Raw genomic sequence first — 24,287 nt, 5'->3', positions numbered from 1 at the left:
ATGAAACACATGGCGATTCGCACAATTGTAAAACATCCAGATCCGATTTTGCGTGAAAAAGCAATGGTCGTAACCAAATTTAATGCCAATTTGCACAAGCTGCTTGATGATATGGCAGACACGATGTACGATGCTGACGGTGTAGGCTTGGCTGCTCCACAGGTGGGCATCTCCAAGCGTGTCATCGTGATGGATTGCGGTGATGGACTGATTGAAATGATCAATCCGGAAATCATTGAGCATGAAGGGGAGCAATACGATTATCCAGAAGGCTGCCTCAGTATTCCTGGCCTGCAAGGAGACGTTCGTCGCCACAAGTGGATCAAGCTGCGCGGTCATGATCGTAACGGGAATGTGGTTGAGCTCGAGGCAGACGACCTGTTGTCACGTTGCGCTCAACACGAGATCGATCATTTAAACGGCGTCCTCTTTATCGATGTAGCTGACAAGGTGTACAAAGTAAACCCGAACCAGGAAGGGGAATAACCATTTGAAAGATGCTCGCATCCTGTTTATGGGTACGCCTGACTTTGCTGTATCGAGTCTTACGGCAGTACTCGAAGCAGGCTACAACGTGATTGGAGTCGTAACACAACCCGATCGTCCCGTTGGACGCAAGCAAGTATTGACGCCGCCCCCCGTGAAGGAGGCGGCTTTGCGTCATGGACTTTTGGTATTGCAACCGGAAAAAATCAAGGCTGAGGATGCACTTGAAGAAGTGTTGGCCCTCGAGCCCGATCTGATCATTACAGCGGCGTACGGGCAGATTTTGCCTAAAAAACTGCTCGATGCCCCGAAATATGGCTGCATCAATGTACACGCCTCTCTTTTGCCGAAATATCGCGGGGGTGCCCCGATTCATAAATCGATTGTCGAGGGAGAAGCGGAAACAGGCGTGACCATCATGTACATGGTCGAAGCTCTCGATGCAGGGGATATGCTGTCCAAGGTAGTCGTGCCGATTGAGGAGCGCGATACCGTGGGGACCTTGCATGACAAATTGGCTGCGGCAGGCTCTGAGCTGTTGATTGCTACCGTTCCGCCCCTGCTGGCTGGAGAGCTTGTAGCAGAGCAACAGGATCATTCAGCAGCGACTTTTGCCCCGAATATCAAGCGTACAGACGAGAAAATTGACTGGAGCCGTTCTGCGGAACAGATTTACAACCAAGTCCGTGGCTTGAATCCGTGGCCTGTCGCATTTACAACATGTGAGGGCAAGATTTGGAAGTTGTGGTGGGTAGAAAAAATGCCTGTGTCCGGCGATGGCAAAGAGCCGGGAACGATCATCGCTCGCGAGGAAGACGGTATTGTTGTCACTTGCGGTAGTGGTGCAGTGAAAATAACCGAATTGCAGCCAGAAGGCAAAAAACGTATGAGTGCTCTCGACTTTTTGCGTGGAGCGGGCAGCAGCATTGAAATCGGCACAAAGGTAGGAGAATAGTCCGTGGCAAAAAAGGGAGCTCGCGATATCGCCCTCGACGTTTTGAATAGGGTAGAAGAACATAAATCCTACAGCAATCTTGAACTGCGCAATGTCCTTGATCGGGAAAATCTCAGTGCAGCAGATGCAGGGCTGGTGACAGAGCTTGTTTACGGTACCATTCAGCGAAAAATGACGCTGGATCATGTCCTGTCCCATTTTGTCGGGAATAAAAAGGTCCAAACCTGGGTCCGCAATTTACTGCGTCTCAGCTTGTATCAAATTCGTTTTTTGGACCGTATTCCTGAACGCGCTGCCGTACACCAAGCAGTTGAAATCGCCAAGAAACGCGGTCATCAAGGGATTGCTTCGATGGTCAACGGTGTTTTGCGCAATGTGCTGCGCCAGCCGGATGTGTGGGAGCGTCAGCCAAAAGGCGGTCGTGCCCTGCAAATCGCTGTAGCCTATTCTCATCCAGAATGGCTTGTGCGTCAGTGGCTCGCCGTATATGGCGAAGAGACGACGATTGCGATTTGCGAAGCGAACAACAGAACGCCGCATAGCTCAGTCCGAGTCAATGCATGGAAAACGACGAAGGAACAAGTGCTGGACAAGCTGGCGGAAGAAGGGCTGGAAGGACAAACGTCGTCTGTCAGTCCTCACGCGATTCTGATGGAAGGCGGACATGCAGCAGGCTCACGCTTATTCAAGGAAGGCTACTTCACGATTCAGGATGAGAGCTCTATGCTCGTAGCACCAGCTCTTGCAGCCCAACCAGGCATGCGTGTATTAGATGCCTGCGCGGCACCTGGTGGAAAAACAACGCACATAGCGGAAATGATGGAAAACCGCGGGCAAATCATTGCGAGTGACGTGCATCCGCACAAACGCGATCTGATTGCTGGTGCAGCGAAAAGACTCGGGATTACGATCATCGAGCCAATTGTTAGTGATGCACTGGACCTACCTGAAAAAGCGTTGGGAACTTTCGATCGAATCTTGCTGGATGCGCCATGCACCGGATTTGGCGTAATTCGTCGCAAGCCTGACCTGAAATGGAACAAAACGCCGGAAGATGTCCGTGCGATTGCTCAGCTACAGTACGAACTGCTCAAGACATTGGCGCCGATGCTTGCTCAGGGTGGTGTCATGGTTTACAGCACATGTACAATTGAGCCAGCAGAAAATCAGGAGATTGTTCGCCGCTTTGTTGAAGAACACCCTGATTTCGTATTCGATAATACACTGGCACAAGACCTGCCTGAGGCCGTTAGAGTGCATGTCGATGAAACCGGAGCCTGCGTACAAATTTTGCCTCACCATTTCGAGAGTGATGGATTTTTTATCGCGCGATTGAAACGAAGAGGATAAGGTAATGGACGTACAAGCAAGGGGTGGCGCACCAACAGGTGGAAAATGCCACTCCTTTGCCTTTGTTTGCGAGCGCTTAGATTGGTTTACACTAGGAAAAGTGACGCATTTATGAATCTGGATGTCAAAACCGTTTGAAGCGAGACGCCCCACGAGGTACAATGATAGAATGGATTTAGGCAAGCAATGATTTTGAGGATGTGGAGATAGAATGCCGTTAACGACATTTACTGGCGCAAAGCCGCTTATTTACAGTTTGACGCAAGATGAAATGAAGGAATGGCTGGTTAGTGCCGGCGACAAAGCATTTCGTGCGCAACAAATTTTTGACTGGCTATATGTAAAGCGCGTCACTTCTTTTGAAGAGATGAGCAATTTGTCCAAGGAGCTGCGCCAAAAGCTGGCGGATACATTCCGCATGGAGCCACTCAAGGAAATCACACATCAAGAGTCGCAGGACGGAACGATCAAGTTTTTGTTCCAGCTTGTCGATGGGCATGCGATTGAGACGGTGATTATGCGTCATAACTACGGAAACAGCATCTGTGTTACGACGCAGGTGGGCTGCCGTATCGGATGTACGTTTTGTGCATCTACATTAGGGGGACTAAAACGTAACCTGGATGCAGGTGAAATCGTCTCTCAAGTATTGACGGCACAACGCAGATTGGATGCGGAAGGTGAGCGCGTCAGTCACGTTGTTGTCATGGGGATCGGGGAGCCTTTCGAGAACTTCGAGAGCCTGATGGCGTTCCTGTCTGTCATCAACGATAACCGTGGCTTGAATATCGGTGCTCGTCACATTACAGTTTCCACCAGTGGAATTGTGCCGAAGATTTACGAGTTTGCTGAACGAGGCGGACAAGTGAACTTGGCGATTTCCCTGCACGCTCCAAACACGGAGTTGAGAAGCCAGCTAATGCCGATCAACCGCGGCTTCCCGCTCGCTAAGCTGATGGAAGCATGCCACCATTACATTAACAAGACAGGGCGCCGCATCAGTTTTGAGTACGGTCTATTCGGCGGGAAAAACGATCAGCCCGAGCATGCAGAGGAGTTGGCTGAACTCATTGGCGACATGCTTTGCCACGTGAATCTGATCCCGGTGAACTACGTACCAGAGCGTGATTATGTACGCACGCCACGCAATGAGATTTTTCAGTTCAAACGCATCTTAGAGGAAAAAGGAATCAATGTGACCATCAGACGCGAGCAAGGCAGTGACATTGCTGCTGCTTGCGGACAATTGAGGGCACAACACGCTAAAGAAACCGTGGGGTGATGCCATGGAAATCGCGATGAAATCCCATGTTGGCCGCGTTCGTCAGGTTAACGAGGACTATTATGCCTGTGTGACCGATTTAAACGGACGCGTGCTCGCCATTGTAGCAGATGGTATGGGTGGCCATCAGGCTGGTGATATTGCCAGTCGCCTAGCTGTTGAGCGAATAGTAAAAGAACTGCGTCACCTAGATGGGGACCTCGAAGCAGAGGATGTGCGTGAGCAGTTGATGAACGCCGTCCTGCTTGCAAATAAAGAAGTCTATGAATATGCGGCTGAACATCCGGAGTGTAGTGGCATGGGCACAACTGTGGTTGCTGCCTTGTTTGACCAATCCTCCGTGATTACCGCGCATATTGGCGACAGCCGTCTGTATTTTTACAACCAAGACGGACTGGTCATGAAAACAGAAGACCATTCTCTTGTCAATGAGCTGGTGAAAAGTGGACAGATTACAGCCGAGGAGGCGTCTGTCCACCCTCACCGCAACGTTATCATGCGTTCGCTCGGGACAGAGCCGGATGTGCTCATTGATCTTGGACAGTTTGAATGGTCAGAGGGTGATGTCGTCTTGATTTGCTCAGATGGATTGAGCAATAAAGTCAGTCATCCTTCCTTGGAAGAAAATTTGCAGAAACAGATATCGTTACAAGCGAAGGTGGACGGTTTGGTGCAGGAAGCACTGGATGCCGGTGGGGAAGATAACATAACGCTGGTTGCCGTACGAAATACGCTTGATGCCGGTCAGAAAGAGGGGTGAGAGAGATGGAAGGTCAACGACTGGGAGGACGATACCAAATAGAATCCCGCGTCGGTGGGGGCGGTATGGCCATTGTATACAAGGCCAAAGATTTAATTTTGAATCGTCCAGTGGCAGTCAAAGTGTTGCGTTCACAGTTTGGTACGGACGAAGATTTCGTCAATCGTTTCCGACGTGAAGCGCAGGCGGTGGCGAGCTTATCTCACCCCAATGTGGTTGGGGTGTATGATGTCGGTCAGGATGGCGATACCCATTATATGGTGATGGAGTACATAGAAGGCTATACGTTGAAAGAGGTCATCATTCAACGTGGCGCGCTGCCGGTAGAAGAGGCAGTGCGGATCGCCGAGCAAATTTGCGATGCACTTGATCATGCGCATCAAAACCAGATCATTCATCGAGATATTAAGCCGCATAACATTATGATTGGAAAAAATGGTCGGGTGAAGGTTACGGATTTCGGGATTGCGCGAGCCGTTACTTCCGCAACGATTACGCATACGAATGCGATGCTTGGCTCTGTCCATTATTTTTCGCCAGAGCAGGCACGCGGTGGGATTACCGGGGAAAAATCTGATATTTACTCACTGGGGATCGTCTTGTACGAAATGGTGACAGGTGAACTGCCGTTTTCCGGTGATTCGCCTATATCAGTGGCGCTCAAGCATTTGCAGGAGCCGCTTCCAGAGCCGCGCCAGGTCAATCCGGCTATCCCACAGAGTGTGGAAAATGTCATTTTGAAGGCGCTGGTAAAGGATCCATTTCTCAGATACGCATCCGCGAGTGAAATGCTAGAAGATTTGGAGACCTGCCTGTTCCCGGAACGATTAAACGAAGAAAAGCTGACGTTCCCGGTGGATGAAGAGATGACGCGAGTGGTGCCGATCATCACACCTGACATGCTCGAAGGCCACACCAATGGCAAAACCGGAGGAGCGGGGCGTAGCCGCTATGAGCAGCGTACAGAAGAAGAGGATGTCAAACCAGCAAAGAAACAATGGTGGGTCAAGGCTCTGCTGTGGGTAGGCGGTATCGGACTGTTTTTCGTACTGGCATTCTTCGGATTTAACTTACTGTTGAATCTGTTCCCGTCAGTACCAGAGGCACAGGTCCCTCATGTAGAAGGGATCGAAGTGACTCTCGCTGAGAAAAAGATTCAGGATGCCAAACTTGTTGCCCGTATCGTCGAGGAAGCCAACGATACGATAGAAAAGGGAATGGTGATTCGTCAGGACCCTGCACCTCCCATGCGATTAAAGGAAAATTCCGTTGTGACCTTGTTTGTAAGCAAAGGACAACAAGAGATCAACATGCCAAATCTGGTTACGTTGCCGCGGGCAACAGCAGAGGAAGCATTGAAAAGCAATGGTTTTAAACTGGAGAATGTCACTTTCGTAGAGGAAGAGGACGACAAGGCCGAGGTAGGAACGGTTATCAAGCAGTCCCCAGCCGCCAATGAAAAGGTGTTCCCGATCAAAACGAATGTGACGGTCACGATTAGTAAAGGAAAAGCCTTCGTGAAAATGCCGGATGTCCGGAATAAATCCGTAGAGGCTGCGCAAATAGAATTGTTCAAAAAAGGGCTGTCTGTCGGGAAAATCACCGAAGTGCCTACTTATACAACCGACAAACCAGGCATTGTTCTCAGCACTCACCCATACGATCCAGGAATGGATGTGCAAAAGGACGTAGCGATTCCACTTGAGGTCAGCAATGGCCAATATCCGCAGGACGCCAAGACCGGGACTTCACCTGTCTATCTCGATGTGATGCCTGGTGATACATTGGAAGTGCAAATTGAAGTAACGGATGCCAGCGGTACGAAGGTTGTGCAGACTGAGACGGTTACTGAAAGCAAAGAATACAACGTGCAATACGTAGTGTCGCCTCAAAAAGATGCGTTGATCAGGCTGTTGGTCAAAGGGCCGAACATGAACAACTTTATGGAGGCACAAAAGTATTCGATTTCCTATAGCAGCTTGCCATAGTGTAGTGGAGGGACATGAATGCCAGAAGGACGGATTGTGAAAGCGCTCAGCGGTTTCTATTATGTAGCCGACGAAGGGCGAATCTACAGTTGCCGTGCACGAGGGCTCTTCAAGAAAAAAGACGCAAAAGTAAACCCACTGGTTGGGGATTGGGTCGTCTACGATGTGATCAATGAGGAAGAAGGCTATATCATGGAGGTGGGCGAACGGACGAATGAGTTGGTTCGTCCGCCCATTTCCAATGTGGATCAGGCGGTACTTGTCTTCTCGATGTACAAGCCGATGTTCAGTCCGTTGCTGTTGGACAAGTTCCTGACGCACACGGAGCATGCAGGGATTGATTCCGTGATTGTCTTATCCAAAGCCGATCAAGTGTCGGAAGAAGAGGTAACCGAAATCGTGGAGAAGTATGAAGCGATCGGGTACCGCGTGATTCCGACCTCCACGGCCGATGAGCGTGGTGTAGAGGACGTGCATGAGATTTTGCGGGACCGTATTTCGGTTTTTGCCGGTCAGTCAGGTGTAGGCAAATCCTCTCTGATCAACATGCTGTTCCCGGGTGTCAGCCTGCAGACAGGAGATGTCAGCCAAAAGCTCGGACGTGGAAAGCATACAACGCGTCATGTCGAGCTGATTCCGCTTGCGGGCGGCGGCTATGTGGCAGACACACCGGGCTTCAGTTCACTGGAATTTATCGATTTCTCCGAGCTTGACCTGGCGGAATCCTTCCGGGACTTTGCCGATCGCAGCTCGGAATGCAAGTTCCGTGGCTGTCTACACGTAAGCGAGCCAGCTTGTGCTGTTCAGGCCGCGCTGGAGGCTGGAGAGATCAGCGAACAGCGCTACGAGCACTACAAACAATTCCGCGACGAGCTAAAAGAATACCAACGGAGGAACAAACCATGGTAAAAATCGCACCTTCTATCCTATCTGCTGATTTTGCCCGTCTGGGTGAAGAAATTCTCGATGTCGAGAAGGGAGGAGCTGACTGGATTCACGTGGATGTGATGGATGGACACTTCGTTCCAAACATTACGATCGGTCCTCTGATTGTGGAGGCGATTCGCCCAGTGACCAAGCTGCCTCTCGATGTGCACTTGATGATTGAGGAACCAGATCGCTACATTCCGCAATTCGCGAAAAGTGGGGCAGACTGGATTACAGTTCATCAGGAAGCATGCCGTCATCTGCATCGCACGCTGTACTTGATCAAGGAGCAAGGGGTGAAAGCGGGAGTGGTATTGAACCCGGCTACACCGATTTCCACGATCGAGCCAGTCCTCGCTGATTTGGATATGGTTCTCCTTATGACAGTGAACCCTGGTTTTGGTGGACAAAAGTTCATTCACAGCGTTGTGCCAAAGGTTGCCCAGTTGCGTCAAATGCTGAACGAGCGTGGCTTGGGGCATGTGGAAATCGAAATCGATGGCGGTGTCAATGCACAAACAGCACGTTTGTGCGAGGAAGCAGGTGCCACTGTCCTCGTTGCGGGAAGCGCCGTATTCAATCAGGAAAATCGCGGTCAAGCAATCGCTGCAATTCGTGGACAATAAGAAAAACACTTAGCTCCTGTAAGCTGACGACGATATGCAATCGGCGTCAGCTTTTTTGTGCCTTCCTCTGTTTATAATCGGTTTGTAATCATCTGAATATTATAACTAATTATATGATAAATCAATTAATAATAAAAATAAAAGTATAATTATCGTTCGTATTACAAATTGAATAAAATTGAATTATTCTTGCTATAACAAGGATTTTTGGGTATATATGGTAAAAGTTAATTAACAAAAATAAAACATTTTGGAAAATATTGCTTTTTAATAAATATAATGATTAAATCAAATTATCCAGATAGATGGTAAAAATTTCCTGTCTGAGAGATACTGGCCAGTATCAAGAAATGTTTCTCGCCCTCTAAAAAAAATCAGGAGTTGATCATGTATGAAATCGTTATGGAAAAACAGTGTAGCGGTTCTCACCATTCTCTCCATTCTGCCATTTTCACAAGCTGCCGTGCATGCTGAACAAAAACATTCGGAGTCGATCACGGCTTCTCAAGTAGACGTGCAAACGAAAAAATTGTCTATCGAAAAAGAAAGTACATTGTCAGCGGCTGAACGAGCTTTCGTAGGGAAAGTAAAGGCGAAGAAGGGTGTACATCGCCAAGGTGACTTGTATGTAGTCTCCCGTGGTGAAGTGCCTACCTCTGGCTATGGTTTGAAGGTTGTTGGAACAGAGCAAGGATGGGAAATGCTCACGGTATATGTAGAGCTGACAAATCCTGCTCCAGAAGATATTACAATGCCAGCGGTGCACACACCTTATATCATAGTACGGGCAAGCCTACCGCCTTACACAACAATGGTGTTTATGGATGCAAAAACTGATAAGGTGCTGTTCCAATAAACGTGAAAAAGGCCGGATGATTATATCCGGTCTTTTCTAGTCGGGACATGCTGTTGTGGGCGCCAATCTAATAAAAATGCCCCTTTGGATTTGATTCCAAGGGGGCTCGTCGCAGAGTTGCTATTTTTATGTATGATGAATGGTAATTAAGGCTGATTCGAGGTTACATACGTACCGGCGATCAAATCATGGATCGAGCGTTTATCCTGGCGAACAGCAATCATGATGGCGCTGACGATGATACCAAGACCGAGTGTAATGACGTACACGATTCCTCCGACCAAGTTGCGTAACAGCATAGTTCCGACTCCTACCGGCTCTCCATCGATTCGGGCGATGCGAATACCGACAATTCTTTTTCCCACCGTATAGCCATGCCAAAATACAGGTACGAGTAGGCTGTAGAGCGAGGAGATAATATTGGTAACAAGATTGTCTTCTGTATTGCCTGTAATGATATAGGTGATCAGTAGTAGCGGTAGTCCGACAATGATTGCATCTAGCAGACCGGCACCGAGTCGGAGCCAAAATCCTACGGGATTGCTTGGCGATGTGGTGATTGATTCCATGTTTTCCCTCTCCTTGTTATTCGAATAGGAATATATATGATTGCCCATTCAAAAATAGTGCAGATAAGGCTCCGTCGTTAAGTAGACGGAGCCTTAATTTTCCATAAAATTATACACCTGTAAAATTATTATGACAAGGTTAAAAACATCCGAAGCATGACGGCAATCCTGCCAGGAATAGCGTCAATGACGATATGCTCATGAGAAGCGTGGGCTCCATCACCAACAGGTCCCAAACCGTCAAGTGTTGGTGTTCCGGCATCAGCGGCGAAGTTTCCATCGCTTGTTCCACCGACACCTTGCTCCGTCAATTCAAAACCTTCCAGACGCGCTTGTTCCTGTGCGTGCAAGAACAGTTGCTCGGTACCAGCGGTTCGTTCCATAGGAGGTTTGGTGATTCCGCCTTCCACGAACAGCTTGGCTTCCGGATGGACAGGGGTCAGTTGATTCATCAATCGGGTAATGCGTTCGCTTTCCTCGCGACTTTGGATACGGACATCAATTTCAGTCATGGCAAAGTCAGGCACGACATTTGATGCACTTCCACCTGTAATGGTGCCGACAGACAAGGTTGTGCCCGCTTCATAATTCGTAAACGATTGAATCGCGAGGACGTGGTGAGCCAGCTCAGCAATCGCATTGATCCCCTTGGCGTGATCATTGCCTGCGTGTGCAGCGCGGCCTGTTACTTTCAGAATGAAGTCTCCGCCGCCTTTGCGGCTTGTTTTCAAAGAGCCATCTCCAGCAGCGGGCTCCAGTACCAATGCATATTTACTTCTTTTTGCTTCCTCTCGAATGAGCATTTCGGAGGAAACACTGCCGATCTCTTCATCGGTGTTCCAAAAAAAGACGAGCTTATGTTTGGGCGAAAGATTATGTTCCATCATGGCACGCAGGGCGAAATAGCTAAAAACGATCCCTGCTTTCATGTCGTATGTACCAGGCCCATAGAGTCGGCCATTTTCCTCGCGACAAGGCTCAACAGCTAATGTTCCAATCTCTTTTACGGTATCGAAGTGACCGAGAATGAGGATTTGTTCATCGCCATTTCCATACTCCATGCGCAGCTGATTTCCGTATTGCTCTTGTGGCAAGCTCTCCACCCGACATCCCAATTGGCGAAAGCGTTCTGCGATCAGGCTGCCTAATTGATCGACAGCTTTCTTGTTATGGGTGGGTGTTTCCATCTCTACATATGTACGCAGTTCCTCAATAATTTCTGGGAGCTGCTGCCGAAAATAGGACGTCCAATTTTTCTCCATGTCAGCCTCCTGTAAATCCTTTTACTAGCACTATAAAGCCTTGTTTGATTTTCTGCCACAAAAATAAAGATTTGTACATAAAATTCTGTATATTCCGTGTTTAAAACACAAGTAAAAAATGATTGAAATTGTTCAGATTATGAGTAAAATAATCATTGTGATGCATAAATATAAGTTTTCATGCAAATTAATGCTACGAATAGACTGCTTTATGCGTAAAAATCATAACAACGGGGGTTTCATCATGAAGAAAACAAAATCATTTATTTCTCTGGCACTTACTTCCATGCTTGCGGCAGTGGTAATCGCCGGATGTGGTACAGGCAATCAAACCGCAACAGGACAAGCACCTGCACCTTCTGCTGGAGACAAGAAAACATTGGTCATGGCTACTTCTGCGGACTATAAGCCGTATGAATATCACGATCTGAGCAGTGGAAAAGACGAGATTGTCGGCTTTGACATTGATATCGCGAAATACATTGCAAAAGAGCTCGGCTACGAACTGCAAATTAACGACATGAACTTTGACGGACTTATTCCGGCGCTGCAAACGAATCGCGCGGATTTCGTTATGGCGGGCATGACAGCAACACCTGAGCGCGAGAAGAACGCTGATTTCTCTACCATCTATTACGATGCGAAAAATACAATCGTAGCAAAGAAAGACAGCAATCTGACCAAGCCTGAGCAATTGGCTGGCAAAAAAGTGGCGGTACAGCTCGGCTCTATTCAGGAAGGGGCAGCAAAAGAACTTGCAAAGACTGTTTCCGGCTTGCAGATCACTTCACTGAACAAGCTGCCTGAGATCGTCGAAGAAGTAAAAGCGGGCCGCGTAGATGCTGCCATTATTGAGGACACGGTAGCGAAAGGCTTCGTGGCAAACAATGACTCTCTGCAATTCACCACAATGGAAGAAAATGAAAAGAATGGCTCCGCTGTTGCGTTCCCAAAAGGATCGCCGCACGTACAGAAATTTAATGAAGTGATTAAAAAGATGCAAGAAAACGGAGAAATGGACAAGCTGATTCAAAAATGGTTCGGTCAATAATCTCTCCAGACAACGAAGAATAACTGTATAAGCAGCAAGAGGGGAGAATGGGCATGAATTTGGATTTTGAACAAATCGTGCCCTATATTCCTTTCATATTGGAAGGGATAAAGGGCACGCTACTTGTTACCTTGATTTCGGTTGTATTAGGATTTTTCTGGGGCTCCATCCTCGCACTCATTAAAATTTCGAATGTAAAATTGCTGAACTGGCTCGCGGTTGCCTACACGTCTGTTTTCCGCGGGACACCTTTGATTTTGCAGCTGACTTTTGTATATTTTGCAACGCCACAGCTTACTGGCTACAATATTTCACAACTGGAAGCAGCTGTTTTGACGTTTACATTAAACTCAGGTGCATACATTTCCGAGACTATTCGTGGTGGAATTTTGGCGGTGGATAAAGGGCAGTGGGAAGCGGCCAAAGCGCTTGGGGTACCTTATCACCGGATGATGCTCGACATTATTTTGCCGCAGGCTGTCAAAAATATCTTGCCTGCTCTTGTCAATGAAACAATTGCACTCTTGAAGGAATCCGCACTCGTTTCCACGATTGGTCTTGCAGACATCATGCAGAACGCGAATGTGGTCAAAGGCACCATCTTCCGCTATTTTGAGCCATACATGATGGCCGGTATCCTGTACTATGTCATGGTTATGATCCTGACTTGGGTAGCTCGCGTACTGGAACGGAGGATGAGACTCAGTGATTAAGATCGATAACATTACGAAGTCATTTGGGCAACTGAATGTGTTGAAGGGCATCACGACGAACATCGGTAAAGGGGAGGTTGTCGCCATCATCGGTCCATCTGGATCGGGGAAGTCTACGCTATTGCGTTGCATCAACCTGATGGAGACACCAACGACGGGTACCATTACAATCAACGGACAGGAAATCACCGCGCCAAAAGCCGACGTGATGGGCATTCGCCAACAAATCGGGATGGTTTTCCAGCATTTTCACCTGTTTCCGCATATGACAGTGTTAAAGAACTTGACCTATGCTCCGATGAAAGTAAAAGGCATGTCTGCGGCGGAAGCGGAAAAAAAGGCGAGAGAACTATTGGCGCGCGTAGGACTAGCAGACAAAGCGGATGTCTTTCCATCACGTTTGTCAGGTGGTCAGAAGCAGCGTGTAGCCATTGCCCGATCACTTGTGATGGAACCGCAAATCATGCTGTTTGACGAGCCGACCTCTGCCCTCGACCCAGAGATGGTCAAGGAGGTTTTGGAGGTTATGAAGGGGCTCGCTGATAGCGGAATGACCATGGCAATCGTCACGCATGAAATGCGCTTTGCCGAAGAGGTGTCAGATCGTATTTTATTCCTCGATGATGGTCGTCTCTTGGAGGATACGCCACCAGAAGAGTTTTTCCAAAAGCCAAGAAGTGAACGTGCCCAGCAGTTTTTGGAGAAGGTTCGGTAATACAACTAGCCGCAGCGCCGATGAGGCAGCGGCTTTTTTCTTTGACACGAGCATAGACTTGGGCTAGAATCAGAAACATTATCAGTGTAAAAAAATTTTTATTTATTCTATTTTGGGGAGTGACTATTTTGGATCGTCAACGATTGGTCATTTTGTTGGAAATGGCGATGATGGCGGCTCTTGCAATTGTTTTTAGTCAGATCAAGGTCTTCGATATGCCACAGGGTGGCTCTGTGTCCCTGGTGATGGTACCAATCGCGTTGATCGCTGTTCGCCGTGGACTCGCTGCTGGTGTCATGACAGGGCTTGTTGTCGGATTTCTTCAATTGTTCTTGGGCAGTACAGTTGTCCATCCGGTTCAGCTGTTGCTGGATTATCCTCTTGCTTTTGGTGCGCTTGGTCTCGCTGGGCTTTTTCGCTTGTCTGGCTACGAAGGAACAAAGCAACGAATCATGGTACTGTGGAGCGGCTTGCTCATCGGCGTGATTGGACGATTTGTCTGCCATTTTCTATCGGGTGTTATTTGGTTTGGCAGCTACGCTCCAGAAGGTGTACCAGTCTGGCAATATTCCCTCATTTATAACATCACGTATCTGTTGCCAGAAATGATTATTGCGGGAGTCGTCTTGACAGTTGTGCTTAGCAGCGCATCGCAGCTGCTGTTTCCTGCACGCGATCGAGTTGCGTAAGAAAAAGGAAAAAATCGGTATCATGTACAAACTATCCACATAATGTAATCAGGCAGCGAGTTTTCGTTGCCTGATTTTTTACTTCTTAGACATATACTTTTTTCAGGTGGCAGGATACATGTTTATCCGACAGCAGAATATGATGTAATATGCACGTTTTTGAGAACACCTAAAGGAGGTGCTTACGCGAAATGGGATTGCGCTCCTATCGCCTGCGACAGGGGGGCGCCTTGCGACGTGTTCTCGGGGTAGCGTTGGCTGTCGGGGGAATCACCATTTTCCTGTATTGGGCACCTCCGTGGGTTTGGTATAGCCTATTGGCATTAGCACTCATAGGGGCCGGCGTGTATTTGTATCGTGTGTAGTAATTTCGGTGAGGAGGGGTAGCATGCGGTTTTACACCATCAAGTTGCCGAAGTTCCTGGGTGGCATGATTCGGGGCATCATCGAGGCGTTCAACAAGAAAAAGTGAAGTCTCGGCCCCGAGCCTCCTTTGGGAGAAGAGTGGAGAAACGGGAGAAATGCAAAAAAGCACCTCGAGGGTGCTTTTTTTCGCATAGCTGAGATTAACTATACGCGAGTTACGAGACCGGATTTCAGTGCTCGAGTACTTACATAAACGCGCTTCGGTTTTCCATTTACGAGAATGCGCACTTTTTGTACGTTGACACCCCAGGTGCGGCGAGTTGCGCGCATGGAGTGGGAGCGAGCGTTTCCAGCTTTAGCAGATTTACCTGTTACAAAGCAACGACGTGCCATTACGATCCACCTCCCTTGTTACATCTAAACGGGATTTCCTTTGTGGGAAATACAAATACTCGATTATATTAGCACAACATTGCTGTCAATTGCAATACTTGACAAGATGATTTACCCAGTCTTTCTCGTAGGGTTGATAGGATCGACAAAACGCTTCATTTCTATTAAGTGTTAGTGTAGAATTGTAAGGAAGCATGGTTACGCTTACCTATGACGGTCAAGCTGTTTAACAGAGGAGGAGTCCTTGCATGACGGTGGAAATGAATACATCGCTAGGAAAGATCGATGTTACAGAAGATGTGATCGCACGGATTGCTGGAGGCGCGGCCATGGAAGTTTTTGGACTTGTGGGCATGGCTTCTCGCAAAGCGTTGAAAGATGGAATCGCTGAGCTGTTAGGAAGAGACAACCTGAGCAAAGGTGTCGTCGTTCATAACACAAATGGCGAAGTAGTATTGGACATGCACATTATCGTCAGCTATGGCGTGAAAATTTCTGAGGTGGCAGGCAACGTTCAACGCCGTGTTCGATATACCTTGGAGCAAACGGTAGGCATTGATGTGACTGCTGTTAATATTTTTGTGCAGGGAGTTCGTACAGACAGGGATATGTAAGGAGGAACATCAGTTGGTACATACGCGTCTAGATGGCGTGCTGTTTAGCCGGATGGTTTACCTGGGGGCGAACCTTTTATCCGACAACGTCAGAGTAGTGGATGGATTAAACGTCTTTCCTGTGCCGGATGGCGATACGGGGACAAACATGAATTTGACTTTCTCTTCCGGTGTGGAGGAGCTGTCTCGAAAGGAATCCCCCGAATCACTGAATCGGCTGCTGCTTTGGCAAAAGGTCTGTTAATGGGCGCGCGCGGTAACTCCGGCGTGATTTTGTCCCAGTTATTCCGCGGCTTCAGCAAATCAGTCAATGGAAAAGATGAGGTTAACGCCCGTCAGTTTGCCGATGCCTTGAAAGCTGGTGTTGACTCTGCGTATCAGGCAGTGATGAAGCCGGTAGAAGGCACAATTTTGACTGTTGCCCGTGAAGCGGCGGAGATGGCTGTGCGTGCAGCACGCACGTCAGATGACATTATCTCTGTCATGGAAAAAACATACGAGCAGGCGCAAGCTACGCTGTTGCGTACGCCGGAAATGCTGCCTGTTCTAAAAGAAGTGGGAGTAGTCGACTCAGGTGGACAAGGTCTCTTGTTTATTTATGAAGGGTTTTTGCGAGCATTGCGCGGGGAAGAACTATCCGCCGATCGCGAGCGTTCGGTACCCAAAATCGGTCAGGAAGAGTTGGACAAGCTCATTTCTGAGCAGCATCATGCACAAATCCACATGAAAACAGAAGACATCACGTACGGGTACTGTACGGAGTTTATGGTTCATGTCGCGCATAGCACCGAGCCGAACAAAAAGCCGTTTTCAGAGGCACTGTTTCGCAGTCATCTGGATACAATGGGTGATTCACTACTGGTCGTCTCTGATGAGGAAGTTGTCAAGGTACATATTCATGCAGAGCATCCGGGAAGCGTACTGCAATACGCTCAGCAATTCGGCAGCCTGCATCGACTGAAGATAGAAAACATGCGCGAGCAGCATGCGAACATTCTCAAAGCGGAAGAAAGCAAAGGACAGGCGAAGCCAGAAACAGCTGCTAAACCTGCTACAGAGTTGCTTCCATACGGATTGATCGCGGTAGCTGCTGGTGAGGGAATCGCTACGATTCTGCGCAGCATGGGTGTGCATGTGGTAGTAGAGGGCGGCCAAACGATGAACCCGAGCACAGAGGACTTCATGAAGGCCGTCGCAGGACTGAATGCCCAGCACATCATCATCCTGCCAAACAACAGCAATATCATCATGGCAGCACAGCAGGCATCAGAGCTAGCTGAAGTTCCGGTTTCTGTCATACCGACGAAGAGCATTCCACAGGGGTTGGCAGCACTTGTCAGCTTCCGTGCAGATGCCCAGCCGGAAGCGAACGTGCAAGCGATGACCAAGGCGATTGCTCAGGTGAAAACCGGAATGGTGACGCACGCGGTTCGCGACACGCAAATGGGTGAGGTAGAAATCAAAGAAGGCGATTTTATCGGCATGGCCGAGAAAGAAATCGTCACAGCAAATCCTGACTTGTTAGCTTGCGCAACGACGCTGCTCTTGGGAATGGTGGATGAAGACTCCGAAATCATTACGATTTTCTTAGGGGAAGATGCGACAGAAGATCAAGCTCATGCTTTGGAAAAAGCTTTGTCCGATTCATACCCGGATGTGGAAGTTGAGATCCAGGCAGGCGGTCAACCGTTGTATCCATTCATTTTTTCTGTCGAGTAAAAGCCTATTTTTTGAACGAATGAACAGGGAGAGGAGCGATCGAGAATGCCAATTGTGATTCTTACCGACAGTGCGTCTGATATCGATGCGTCTGCGAGGCAGTCATTGGGGATCGTGGCCGTCCCGTTAAAAATCATGTTTGGGGCGGAAACGTATGTGGACGCGGTCACTATCTCGTCTTCGGAGTTTTTCGATAAGCTGAAGCAATCGAGCGTGATGCCGACAACCTCGCAGCCGTCTCCGCTTGAATTTGCTGAAGCGTACAAAGCGATCCATGAGAAATATGGCAAGGACGTGCAAATCATTGCGATACTCTTATCGGGTTCCTTATCGGGTACGTATCAGTCAGCGATGATCGCCAAGTCGATGTTGGATGAAAATATCGACATTACGGTGATCGATTCTCGCAAAGCCTCATTTGTTCACGGAATGATCTGCGTAGAGGCTGCCAAAGCCGCTCAAGCAGGCAAGAACAAGGAGCAAATTCTGGATCAGATTGATCGTTACTTGGATGAGGTGCAGGTATACTTTATTGTGGATACACTGGAGTTCCTGCAAAAAGGCGGTCGAATCGGCAAAGCATCTGCTGTCATCGGTTCGCTCTTGAACATCAAGCCGATTTTGACACTGGATCCTGCCGGGTACGTCTCTGCTTTTGACAAGGTACGCGGGACGAAGAAAGCTCTGAATCGCGTATTTGAAGCGTTGCAGGAATACGCGCAAGGCGAGCCAGTGAAAATCGCTGTGCTGCACAGCAGTGTTCCCGATCAAGCGGCTGAGCTCTTGGAGCGACTCAAGCAAGAGTTTGCGGTAACGGATTCTTGGTTGGAACAGATTGGTCCGGTGATCGGTACGCATACAGGTCCCGGTCTACTCGGGATCGTCATGGTAAAAGATAGGTAAGGCATATTCAGTATGGAGAGGAGCTTCCCTGAGGCAGGGGGCTTCTTTTTTATACAGAGGTTCTGGTGATTATTGGGCGTAGAGCAATGATAAAGAAGATTCCCGTCCCCATTTTTTTCAAAGGGAGTTTTTTCATTTATCCTGATTTGACCGCATGTTGCCTCCGGAAATCGGTTATGATTGCTTTACGTACAGTTTCCTCTGTAGCGCTTTCAAAGGCTGTAGGATACAATGAGAGTGAATCTTGTTGAACCCCTTGTGATTCGGGAGGAGAACCGGTTGAAGTACAAAAGCGTATTTGATATTATCGGTCCAATTATGGTTGGACCATCTAGCTCCCATACGGCTGGTGCAGCCCGTATCGGTCGTGTGGCTCGCAAGCTGTTTGGCAGAATGCCTTTGCGAGCAGAAATTGTTTTTTACGGTTCATTTGCAAAAACGTATCAAGGACATGGTTCTGATGTGGCGACTGTTGCAGGAATTCTTGACTTTGACACGTCGGATTTGCGTCTGAAAAATTCGCTGGTGATTGCAGAAAAAGCTGGCATGGAAGTGGAGTTGTCCACTTCTGACATTTTGACAGAGCACCCGAATACGGCGCGGATCAAGCTGTCTGATGATGAGCGTCAGATTGAAATCGTTGGTGTCTCCATTGGTGGCGGGAAGATCGAAGTGTTGGAAGTGAACGGGTTTTCCTTTCAGTTGGGCTTCGATACACCGACGCTCTTGGTTCTGCATGAAGATCGCTTCGGGATGATTGCGGCTGTGGCAAAGGTGCTGACGCAGCACAACATTAATGTGGGACTCATGGAAGTGTCTCGACATACACGCGGTTCGCGTGCTTTGATGGCAATCGAAACCGATTCGACGATCTCCCCGGAAGTACTGGAGGAAATTCGTCAAATTCCCCATATCTTTGACGTATCCCTGCTCGCATTGAACTAAGCAAAAGGACGAGCAGGATTAGAGGAGTGAACAACCAGATGTTTCGTAATGTGGCTGAACTAGTAGAGTTGGCCGAATCCCAGGGGAAGAAGATCTCCGAGGTGATGATTGAAGCAGAAATGGAAGTTTCCCAGCGCAGTCGGGATGCCATTATGCAAGATATGTACGCCAACCTCGATGTAATGGAAAAAGCAGTGCGTCGCGGGCTTACCGAAGATATTCGCTCGCATAGCGGGTTGACGGGCGGCGATGCGAAGAAGCTGCAAACATATATGGAGACCAAGACGTTTTTGTCCGGTCCCACACTTTTGAATGCAGTCTCGATGTCTGTGGCGGTTAATGAAGTAAACGCAGCAATGGGCACGATTGTCGCAACGCCTACAGCAGGAGCATGCGGCATTGTACCAGGCACGTTGTTTGCCGTATCTGACAAGCTGCAGCCGACCCGTGAAGAAATGGTCAATTATTTGTTCACGGCAGGCGCTATCGGGTATTGCATTGCCAATAATGCGTTTATTTCAGGTGCTGCGGGTGGTTGCCAGGCAGAGGTAGGCTCTGCAACAGCCATGGCTGCTGCGGCGATTGTAGAAATGGCTGGCGGTACGCCTGAGGAATCTGCCCAAGCAGTAGCGATCGCGTTGAAAAATATGCTCGGTCTGGTCTGTGACCCCGTAGCCGGACTGGTTGAAGTACCATGTGTCAAACGAAATGCGATGGGAGCAGCGATTGCGACAGTAGCCGCAGATATGGCAATGGCAGGCATCAAGAGCGTAATCCCAACAGATGAAGTCATCGATGCCATGTACCGAATCGGTTGTGCTATGCCGACTACGCTGAAGGAAACCGCACAGGGTGGTCTTGCTGCCACGCAAACGGGTCGCATGATCGAAGCCAAAGTGTTCGGCGTACGGATGGAGAAGTAAGATGGCTGGTGCATATCAATCGCCCGTCTCCCTTTTGCACGGGGTAGGGGAAGAGCGAGCGAAGGCATTTGCAGGACTGGGAATCAACAGCATTGGCGATTTGCTGGAGTATTTCCCGTCTCGCTATGAAGATTACCGTGTGCGCGATTTGACTGAAGTAAAAGACGGAGAGAGGGTCACGCTGGCAGGTACGGTGTACGGCGAACCCTCTGTTCGTTTTTTTGGAAAAAGAAAATCACGACTGTCCGTCAAGGTTGTCATGGACCGTGTCGTGGTGACGGCTGTCTGGTTCAATCAGACGTTTGTCAAAAGCAGGCTGTCGCCAGGCAAGGAAATACTCGTCACGGGAAAATGGGACAAGCACAAGCTACAAATCACAGTGAGCGAAATGACAGAAGTAGACTCCGAACGCGCGACAAAAAGAGGCGAGCTCGCCCCTGTCTATCCACTTGGCGGGGATGTGACGCATACACTGCTGCGCAAAACCATTCAACAGGCGTTGCGTCAATATGGCAAGGAGATACCTGAGATCCTTCCTGCGGATATCGTGGAGCGCTACCGATTGATGCCGCGGAAGGATGCCTTTCATTCGATTCATTTTCCTGAAAATGCGGAAGATGGTCGTCAAGCGCGGCGACGGATTATGTTCGAGGAGCTTTTCTTATTCCAGTTGAAAATGCAAACATTGCGCAAGATTAATCGGCAGCAAACGGAAGGCGTTGCTTTGGCGATTCCGATGGAAGAGGTCCGGGAATTTGTCAAAGGGTTGCCGTTCCCACTGACAGATGCGCAGAAACGAGTAGTAAAAGAAATATTGGACGACATGCGGGCCCCTCATGCGATGAATCGATTGCTGCAAGGGGACGTAGGCTCGGGGAAAACCGTTGTAGCCGCCATCGCGCTGATTGCTGCGGTGAAAGCAGGTTATCAAGGAGCGTTGATGGTACCGACGGAGATTCTCGCCGAGCAGCATGTGCAGTCGTTGACGAAGCTCCTATCCGATTACGGCATTCAAGTTGCGCTCTTATCGGGCTCGCTGACGGCGAAACGTAGACGCGAAGTCATCGGCTCTCTGCAAATGGGGTTAATCGATGTCGTAGTCGGTACCCATGCGCTCATTCAAGAGGATGTCTTTTTTTCTCGTCTTGGTCTCGTGATTACGGACGAGCAGCACCGATTCGGTGTGGAGCAGCGGCGAATTTTACGGAATAAAGGCTTGTCCCCTGATGTCTTGTTTATGACTGCAACGCCAATTCCGAGAACACTGGCAATTACGGCATTTGGCGACATGGACGTTTCTACGATTGATCAAATGCCTGCGGGGCGCAAACCGATTGAGACGACATGGAAAAAGCATGATCAGTTTCCGGCTGTGCTGGAGCAAATGCGGGATGAGCTACGAAAAGGACGACAGGCCTACGTGATTTGTCCGCTTATCGAGGAATCCGAAAAGCTCGATGTGCAAAATGCGATTGATGTACATGCTCAGCTCACACACATTTTCCCTGAATTCGGCGTAGGCCTGATGCATGGGCGACTGCCCGCGAAAGAAAAGGATGCCGTCATGCAAGCCTTTCTTGCCGCAGAGCACGCTGTCCTGGTCAGTACAACGGTCGTAGAGGTCGGTGTGAATGTGCCGAATGCTACCTATATGGTCATCTATGATGCGGAGCGGTTTGGTCTTGCTCAGCTTCACCAATTGCGCGGGCGCGTAGGACGTGGCTCTGAACAGTCATATTGTGTGCTGATCGCCGATCCGAAATCCGAGATTGGAAAAGAGCGGATGCGTGTCATGTGCGAGACGACGGATGGATTTGAGCTGTCGCAGCGCGATTTGGAATTGCGCGGACCGGGTGATTTTTTTGGAACCAAGCAGAGCGGCTTGCCGGAGTTTAAAGTCGCTGATTTATTAAGTGATTACAAAGCGCTGGAGGTAGCGAGACAGGAGACGGTCAAGCTGGTAGCAGAGGACTCCTTCTGGCGTGACGAAAAGTATCACTGGCTGCGTGACTATTTGAAGAATGAGGGCGTACTCGACGGTGTCGTCTTGGATTAAGAAAGGAAAGTCTTCCCACGTTCAAGCGCGTGTGAGAAGGCTTTTTCTTTTGTGGGGTGAAACCTTAAGCAAGCTCTCGACGTCTATCCTCTGTAAGGTAAATTTTTCTAGGAAGCGAGGCGAGTTTTTTGTCTTTGCGAAAAATTCGGGGAATGAGTATGTCCATTGTGTTCGCATTGCTTATCATGACAGGATCCGACTTCGCGCAAGCAACTTCCACGGACAGTCGGATTGCTCAGACTGGCCCATCTCATACGACTAGCCAAACGACAAAGGAATGGAAGCAAAAGGAACTGCCTTACGACTACGCGGCGATGAAAGAAGACGTGGTTATACAGCTAAACGATGCACCACAGCTCCGCTCTCCTCGAAGAACGGTTGTGGGACCTGCACCACAGGCGTACACTATCTTTTTTAAGGAAGCCGTGAACCGTGGAACAGTCGAAGAGGCCATCCGCAAAAATGCCCAGGAAGAGACCAAAAAAGAGGATTTGGGTTTCGTGGAGCCGATTTTTACGTTTCACTGGGTGCACGACCGTCAACTGCAATTGCTGGCTACCCTTCCTGAGCTTGCCAAGGACAGAAGCTGGACGGAATATGTTGTCAGCGTAGCAGGAGCGAAGAAGGTAAAGGGAACCGTCTTTGGCGATACAAATGATTTCTCGGCGGTGGTGTTTGCTCCGTCTCAGATTTGGCGAGTCTCAGTCGATGGCAAGGTGAAAGAGAAAATGACGGACTTTGCCGTCAGGACTCCCATGCAGTTTATCGACCCCGAGGAACGGTATGTGCTACTGGAGCGATTTACAGAATATTGCGAGTGCGATGCCCGTTTCGCCATGCTGTATTCGATTTATGACACACAGACAAAAGAGCTGACTGCTTATCCAGTGGAGCTGACTGACAACTACAGCGGTGCAGGCGATTTCATGGCAGATCGTCGCGGCTTCTTTTTCGCTCATCCACCGAAAGGGACAGAAGTACCGAAAAGCGAGTTTGCCATTCGTGTCAAGGTAGATGGATACGTACATGGAGCCAGCTTTAGCCATGATCGCAAGCATGTATTGATGGCAGTGGGCAAGACCGAACAGAAAAAGGACCTCGATCTGATCGTGTACGATTTGGAGACTGGAAAAGAACGGCGCCTCCCAGGTGTCATCAAAGGATGGGTTCCAACAGACGAGATGAATGGGCAAGTCCAGCCCGTTAGTTTTATGGATGGTGGACGTTACGCGACGTTTGAAATGAGAACAGAGGAAGATAGCTTCGAAGAGCTTCGTCAACGCTACGATTGGCAGTCAGGCAAGGTGATCAGCTGGAATCCACCGGTTCCCAAAGAAGCGTGGTCTGGCTATATTCAGTCGACGGATGGCGCCTATCAAATGTATTGGAATGCAGGAGTGTTTAAGGGCGACGTCAAACTGATGGAAATGAAGCCAGAAGCGGTATGGATTCCAGGCACTCACCATTTGGTTTATATCGATTGGGAAAAAGCTGAACAAGGGGCGGAGTCCGTTTCGTCGCTCTTCCTGTTCGATGCCGATCGTAAGCAACAATCTGTGCTGGTGAAAGGACTGCCAGCAAGTGTATCGATTCTGGGAGCGAGCAACGATGGAAAATGGCTCTACGTCACGACTCCGGACGCATTTGCCCCTTAAGCGTCATATTCCGTTGCCAGCATCGATAAAATGATCAAGGATTCGTAAGTATCGCCTGCTTTTAGGCAATCGCGCAAGGTGCCCTCTATGTGAAACCCTTCGGATACGTAAAGGCTGCGGGCGCGGTCGTTCGTTTCTTTTACATCCAGCCAGAGCCGATGGGCCTTTTGCTCGATAAATGCCCACTGCTTGATCTGACGCAGGATGTTGCGACCGTAGCCGTTCCCCTTTGCTGCGATTGTGATACGGATGAGTTCAATACTTTGATGAGGATTGGTCAGCCCGGCGATGATGACGTAGCCGACGGGGTGGCCTGTTTCTTTTTTCTCGGCAATCATATGGAGGATGTCCGGGTCGCCAAGAGCGTTATGGTGCCGATCTGCGCTCCACGGAATAATGAACGGGGCATTCTCTGGTGCATTTTCTACTTCGCATACGAAAGGAATGTCTGCCGGTGTAGTTCGGCGCAAGTGGATGGTCATGC

At 49.0% G+C, this 24,287-nt stretch carries 25 protein-coding genes and 1 pseudogene; 22 read left to right on the top strand and 4 right to left on the bottom strand.

The genetic code is table 11. The annotated features are described in order from the left end of the window. Positions 1-9 precede the first annotated feature (9 nt). The 9 genes from def to FO446_RS18040 all read left to right on the top strand — a co-directional run bounded on the left by def (position 10) and on the right by FO446_RS18040 (position 9,230). Positions 10-486: a peptide deformylase gene (def, locus tag FO446_RS18080; protein ID WP_173608134.1), complete on the top strand. Its 477-nt coding sequence runs from the start codon at positions 10-12 to the stop codon at positions 484-486. A 4-nt stretch (positions 487-490) separates the two neighbouring features. After that, positions 491-1,441 (top strand): methionyl-tRNA formyltransferase, encoded by a 951-nt coding sequence (gene fmt / locus FO446_RS18075; protein WP_173608133.1) that lies wholly within the window; start codon positions 491-493, stop codon positions 1,439-1,441. A gap of 3 nt (positions 1,442-1,444) precedes the next feature. Continuing rightward, entirely contained in the window at positions 1,445-2,791 is a 1,347-nt protein-coding gene (gene rsmB / locus FO446_RS18070) for a 16S rRNA (cytosine(967)-C(5))-methyltransferase RsmB (RefSeq protein WP_173608132.1), read from the top strand. Positions 2,792-3,002: 211 nt separating this feature from the next. Then, positions 3,003-4,073, top strand: a complete 1,071-nt coding sequence (gene rlmN, locus FO446_RS18065; RefSeq protein ID WP_173608131.1) for a dual-specificity RNA methyltransferase RlmN — start codon at positions 3,003-3,005, stop codon at positions 4,071-4,073. A gap of 4 nt (positions 4,074-4,077) precedes the next feature. Next, a complete protein-coding gene (locus tag FO446_RS18060; RefSeq protein WP_173608130.1) occupies positions 4,078-4,833 on the top strand; it encodes a Stp1/IreP family PP2C-type Ser/Thr phosphatase in 756 nt (251 codons plus the stop codon). A gap of 5 nt (positions 4,834-4,838) precedes the next feature. Then, positions 4,839-6,821, top strand: a complete 1,983-nt coding sequence (gene pknB, locus FO446_RS18055) for a Stk1 family PASTA domain-containing Ser/Thr kinase (RefSeq protein ID WP_237898671.1) — start codon at positions 4,839-4,841, stop codon at positions 6,819-6,821. A gap of 18 nt (positions 6,822-6,839) precedes the next feature. Beyond that, positions 6,840-7,730, top strand: coding sequence for a ribosome small subunit-dependent GTPase A (gene rsgA / locus FO446_RS18050; RefSeq protein ID WP_237898669.1), 891 nt, complete (start codon positions 6,840-6,842; stop codon positions 7,728-7,730). Then, entirely contained in the window at positions 7,724-8,374 is a 651-nt protein-coding gene (gene rpe, locus FO446_RS18045) for a ribulose-phosphate 3-epimerase (RefSeq protein WP_015891988.1), read from the top strand. Before rsgA ends, rpe begins: the two co-directional genes overlap by 7 nt. Positions 8,375-8,765: 391 nt before the next feature. Then, positions 8,766-9,230: a protease complex subunit PrcB family protein gene (locus FO446_RS18040; protein WP_173608127.1), complete on the top strand. Its 465-nt coding sequence runs from the start codon at positions 8,766-8,768 to the stop codon at positions 9,228-9,230. 146 nt (positions 9,231-9,376) lie between these two features. On the opposite strand, the gene FO446_RS18035 is transcribed toward FO446_RS18040, so the two are convergent. Beyond that, a complete protein-coding gene (locus FO446_RS18035) occupies positions 9,377-9,799 on the bottom strand; it encodes an RDD family protein (protein ID WP_173608126.1) in 423 nt (140 codons plus the stop codon). Positions 9,800-9,927: 128 nt separating this feature from the next. Then, the gene (locus tag FO446_RS18030) at positions 9,928-11,061 is read right to left on the bottom strand and encodes a M20 family metallopeptidase (RefSeq protein ID WP_173608125.1); all 1,134 of its coding nucleotides are present in this window, start codon (positions 11,059-11,061) and stop codon (positions 9,928-9,930) included. A 244-nt stretch (positions 11,062-11,305) separates the two neighbouring features. Here FO446_RS18030 and FO446_RS18025 point away from each other — a divergent pair, with 244 nt between their 5' ends. The 6 genes from FO446_RS18025 to spoVM all read left to right on the top strand — a co-directional run bounded on the left by FO446_RS18025 (position 11,306) and on the right by spoVM (position 14,701). After that, entirely contained in the window at positions 11,306-12,112 is an 807-nt protein-coding gene (locus tag FO446_RS18025) for a transporter substrate-binding domain-containing protein (RefSeq protein ID WP_173608124.1), read from the top strand. 53 nt (positions 12,113-12,165) lie between these two features. Further along, entirely contained in the window at positions 12,166-12,825 is a 660-nt protein-coding gene (locus FO446_RS18020) for an amino acid ABC transporter permease (RefSeq protein WP_173608123.1), read from the top strand. Further along, complete coding sequence (locus FO446_RS18015) at positions 12,818-13,540, top strand: amino acid ABC transporter ATP-binding protein (protein WP_069849464.1); 723 nt, start codon at positions 12,818-12,820, stop codon at positions 13,538-13,540. The genes FO446_RS18020 and FO446_RS18015 overlap by 8 nt, the downstream gene beginning before the upstream one ends. Positions 13,541-13,668: 128 nt before the next feature. Continuing rightward, positions 13,669-14,229, top strand: coding sequence for an energy-coupled thiamine transporter ThiT (thiT, locus tag FO446_RS18010; protein ID WP_173608122.1), 561 nt, complete (start codon positions 13,669-13,671; stop codon positions 14,227-14,229). A 191-nt stretch (positions 14,230-14,420) separates the two neighbouring features. After that, the gene (locus FO446_RS18005; protein ID WP_007728365.1) at positions 14,421-14,594 is read left to right on the top strand and encodes a hypothetical protein; all 174 of its coding nucleotides are present in this window, start codon (positions 14,421-14,423) and stop codon (positions 14,592-14,594) included. 23 nt (positions 14,595-14,617) lie between these two features. Continuing rightward, entirely contained in the window at positions 14,618-14,701 is an 84-nt protein-coding gene (gene spoVM, locus FO446_RS18000) for a stage V sporulation protein SpoVM (RefSeq protein ID WP_005831022.1), read from the top strand. Positions 14,702-14,799: 98 nt separating this feature from the next. Here the strand turns inward: spoVM and rpmB are convergent, their stop codons facing one another. After that, on the bottom strand, positions 14,800-14,988 hold the full coding sequence (gene rpmB, locus FO446_RS17995) for a 50S ribosomal protein L28 (RefSeq protein ID WP_005831020.1): 189 nt from the start codon (positions 14,986-14,988) through the stop codon (positions 14,800-14,802). 248 nt (positions 14,989-15,236) lie between these two features. Here rpmB and FO446_RS17990 point away from each other — a divergent pair, with 248 nt between their 5' ends. From FO446_RS17990 to FO446_RS17960, 7 genes and pseudogenes are all read left to right on the top strand, one after another. Further along, complete coding sequence (locus FO446_RS17990; protein ID WP_007728362.1) at positions 15,237-15,602, top strand: Asp23/Gls24 family envelope stress response protein; 366 nt, start codon at positions 15,237-15,239, stop codon at positions 15,600-15,602. 13 nt (positions 15,603-15,615) lie between these two features. Next, positions 15,616-17,321, top strand: a pseudogene (locus FO446_RS17985) (DAK2 domain-containing protein). A gap of 45 nt (positions 17,322-17,366) precedes the next feature. Next, on the top strand, positions 17,367-18,224 hold the full coding sequence (locus tag FO446_RS17980; protein WP_221868414.1) for a DegV family protein: 858 nt from the start codon (positions 17,367-17,369) through the stop codon (positions 18,222-18,224). Between the two features lie 279 nt (positions 18,225-18,503). Next, positions 18,504-19,169 carry an L-serine ammonia-lyase, iron-sulfur-dependent subunit beta gene (gene sdaAB, locus FO446_RS17975; RefSeq protein ID WP_221868413.1) on the top strand — a complete coding sequence of 222 codons (666 nt, stop codon included), beginning with the start codon at positions 18,504-18,506 and terminating at the stop codon, positions 19,167-19,169. Between the two features lie 38 nt (positions 19,170-19,207). Beyond that, positions 19,208-20,092, top strand: coding sequence for an L-serine ammonia-lyase, iron-sulfur-dependent, subunit alpha (sdaAA, locus tag FO446_RS17970; protein WP_047068155.1), 885 nt, complete (start codon positions 19,208-19,210; stop codon positions 20,090-20,092). 1 nt (position 20,093) lies between these two features. Next, complete coding sequence (gene recG, locus FO446_RS17965) at positions 20,094-22,148, top strand: ATP-dependent DNA helicase RecG (RefSeq protein WP_237898667.1); 2,055 nt, start codon at positions 20,094-20,096, stop codon at positions 22,146-22,148. A 158-nt stretch (positions 22,149-22,306) separates the two neighbouring features. Beyond that, positions 22,307-23,803 carry a hypothetical protein gene (locus FO446_RS17960; protein WP_173608381.1) on the top strand — a complete coding sequence of 499 codons (1,497 nt, stop codon included), beginning with the start codon at positions 22,307-22,309 and terminating at the stop codon, positions 23,801-23,803. Here FO446_RS17960 and FO446_RS17955 read toward each other — a convergent pair. Beyond that, complete coding sequence (locus tag FO446_RS17955) at positions 23,800-24,285, bottom strand: GNAT family N-acetyltransferase (RefSeq protein WP_173608116.1); 486 nt, start codon at positions 24,283-24,285, stop codon at positions 23,800-23,802. The genes FO446_RS17960 and FO446_RS17955 overlap by 4 nt on opposite strands. Positions 24,286-24,287: the final 2 nt, after the last annotated feature.

The organism is Brevibacillus brevis (assembly GCF_022026395.1).
In the GTDB taxonomy this organism is placed as follows: Bacteria; Bacillota; Bacilli; order Brevibacillales; family Brevibacillaceae; genus Brevibacillus.
Note: the sequence above shows the minus strand (reverse complement) of the source record. Positions and strands in the feature narration are given on the sequence as shown.

Coding starts and splice junctions, on each gene's coding strand:
- FO446_RS17980 (WP_221868414.1), top strand. CDS start 17,367: ATGCCAATTGTGATTCTTACCGACAGTGCGTCTGATATCGATGCGTCT.
- FO446_RS17960 (WP_173608381.1), top strand. CDS start 22,307: ATGTCCATTGTGTTCGCATTGCTTATCATGACAGGATCCGACTTCGCG.
- FO446_RS17990 (WP_007728362.1), top strand. CDS start 15,237: ATGACGGTGGAAATGAATACATCGCTAGGAAAGATCGATGTTACAGAA.
- FO446_RS18025 (WP_173608124.1), top strand. CDS start 11,306: ATGAAGAAAACAAAATCATTTATTTCTCTGGCACTTACTTCCATGCTT.
- FO446_RS17955 (WP_173608116.1), bottom strand. CDS start 24,285: ATGACCATCCACTTGCGCCGAACTACACCGGCAGACATTCCTTTCGTA.
- sdaAA (WP_047068155.1), top strand. CDS start 19,208: ATGTTTCGTAATGTGGCTGAACTAGTAGAGTTGGCCGAATCCCAGGGG.
- FO446_RS18040 (WP_173608127.1), top strand. CDS start 8,766: ATGAAATCGTTATGGAAAAACAGTGTAGCGGTTCTCACCATTCTCTCC.
- rpmB (WP_005831020.1), bottom strand. CDS start 14,988: ATGGCACGTCGTTGCTTTGTAACAGGTAAATCTGCTAAAGCTGGAAAC.
- FO446_RS18005 (WP_007728365.1), top strand. CDS start 14,421: ATGGGATTGCGCTCCTATCGCCTGCGACAGGGGGGCGCCTTGCGACGT.
- spoVM (WP_005831022.1), top strand. CDS start 14,618: ATGCGGTTTTACACCATCAAGTTGCCGAAGTTCCTGGGTGGCATGATT.
- FO446_RS18060 (WP_173608130.1), top strand. CDS start 4,078: ATGGAAATCGCGATGAAATCCCATGTTGGCCGCGTTCGTCAGGTTAAC.
- recG (WP_237898667.1), top strand. CDS start 20,094: ATGGCTGGTGCATATCAATCGCCCGTCTCCCTTTTGCACGGGGTAGGG.
- FO446_RS18035 (WP_173608126.1), bottom strand. CDS start 9,799: ATGGAATCAATCACCACATCGCCAAGCAATCCCGTAGGATTTTGGCTC.
- FO446_RS18030 (WP_173608125.1), bottom strand. CDS start 11,061: ATGGAGAAAAATTGGACGTCCTATTTTCGGCAGCAGCTCCCAGAAATT.
- pknB (WP_237898671.1), top strand. CDS start 4,839: ATGGAAGGTCAACGACTGGGAGGACGATACCAAATAGAATCCCGCGTC.
- rlmN (WP_173608131.1), top strand. CDS start 3,003: ATGCCGTTAACGACATTTACTGGCGCAAAGCCGCTTATTTACAGTTTG.
- rpe (WP_015891988.1), top strand. CDS start 7,724: ATGGTAAAAATCGCACCTTCTATCCTATCTGCTGATTTTGCCCGTCTG.
- FO446_RS18020 (WP_173608123.1), top strand. CDS start 12,166: ATGAATTTGGATTTTGAACAAATCGTGCCCTATATTCCTTTCATATTG.
- rsgA (WP_237898669.1), top strand. CDS start 6,840: ATGCCAGAAGGACGGATTGTGAAAGCGCTCAGCGGTTTCTATTATGTA.
- def (WP_173608134.1), top strand. CDS start 10: ATGGCGATTCGCACAATTGTAAAACATCCAGATCCGATTTTGCGTGAA.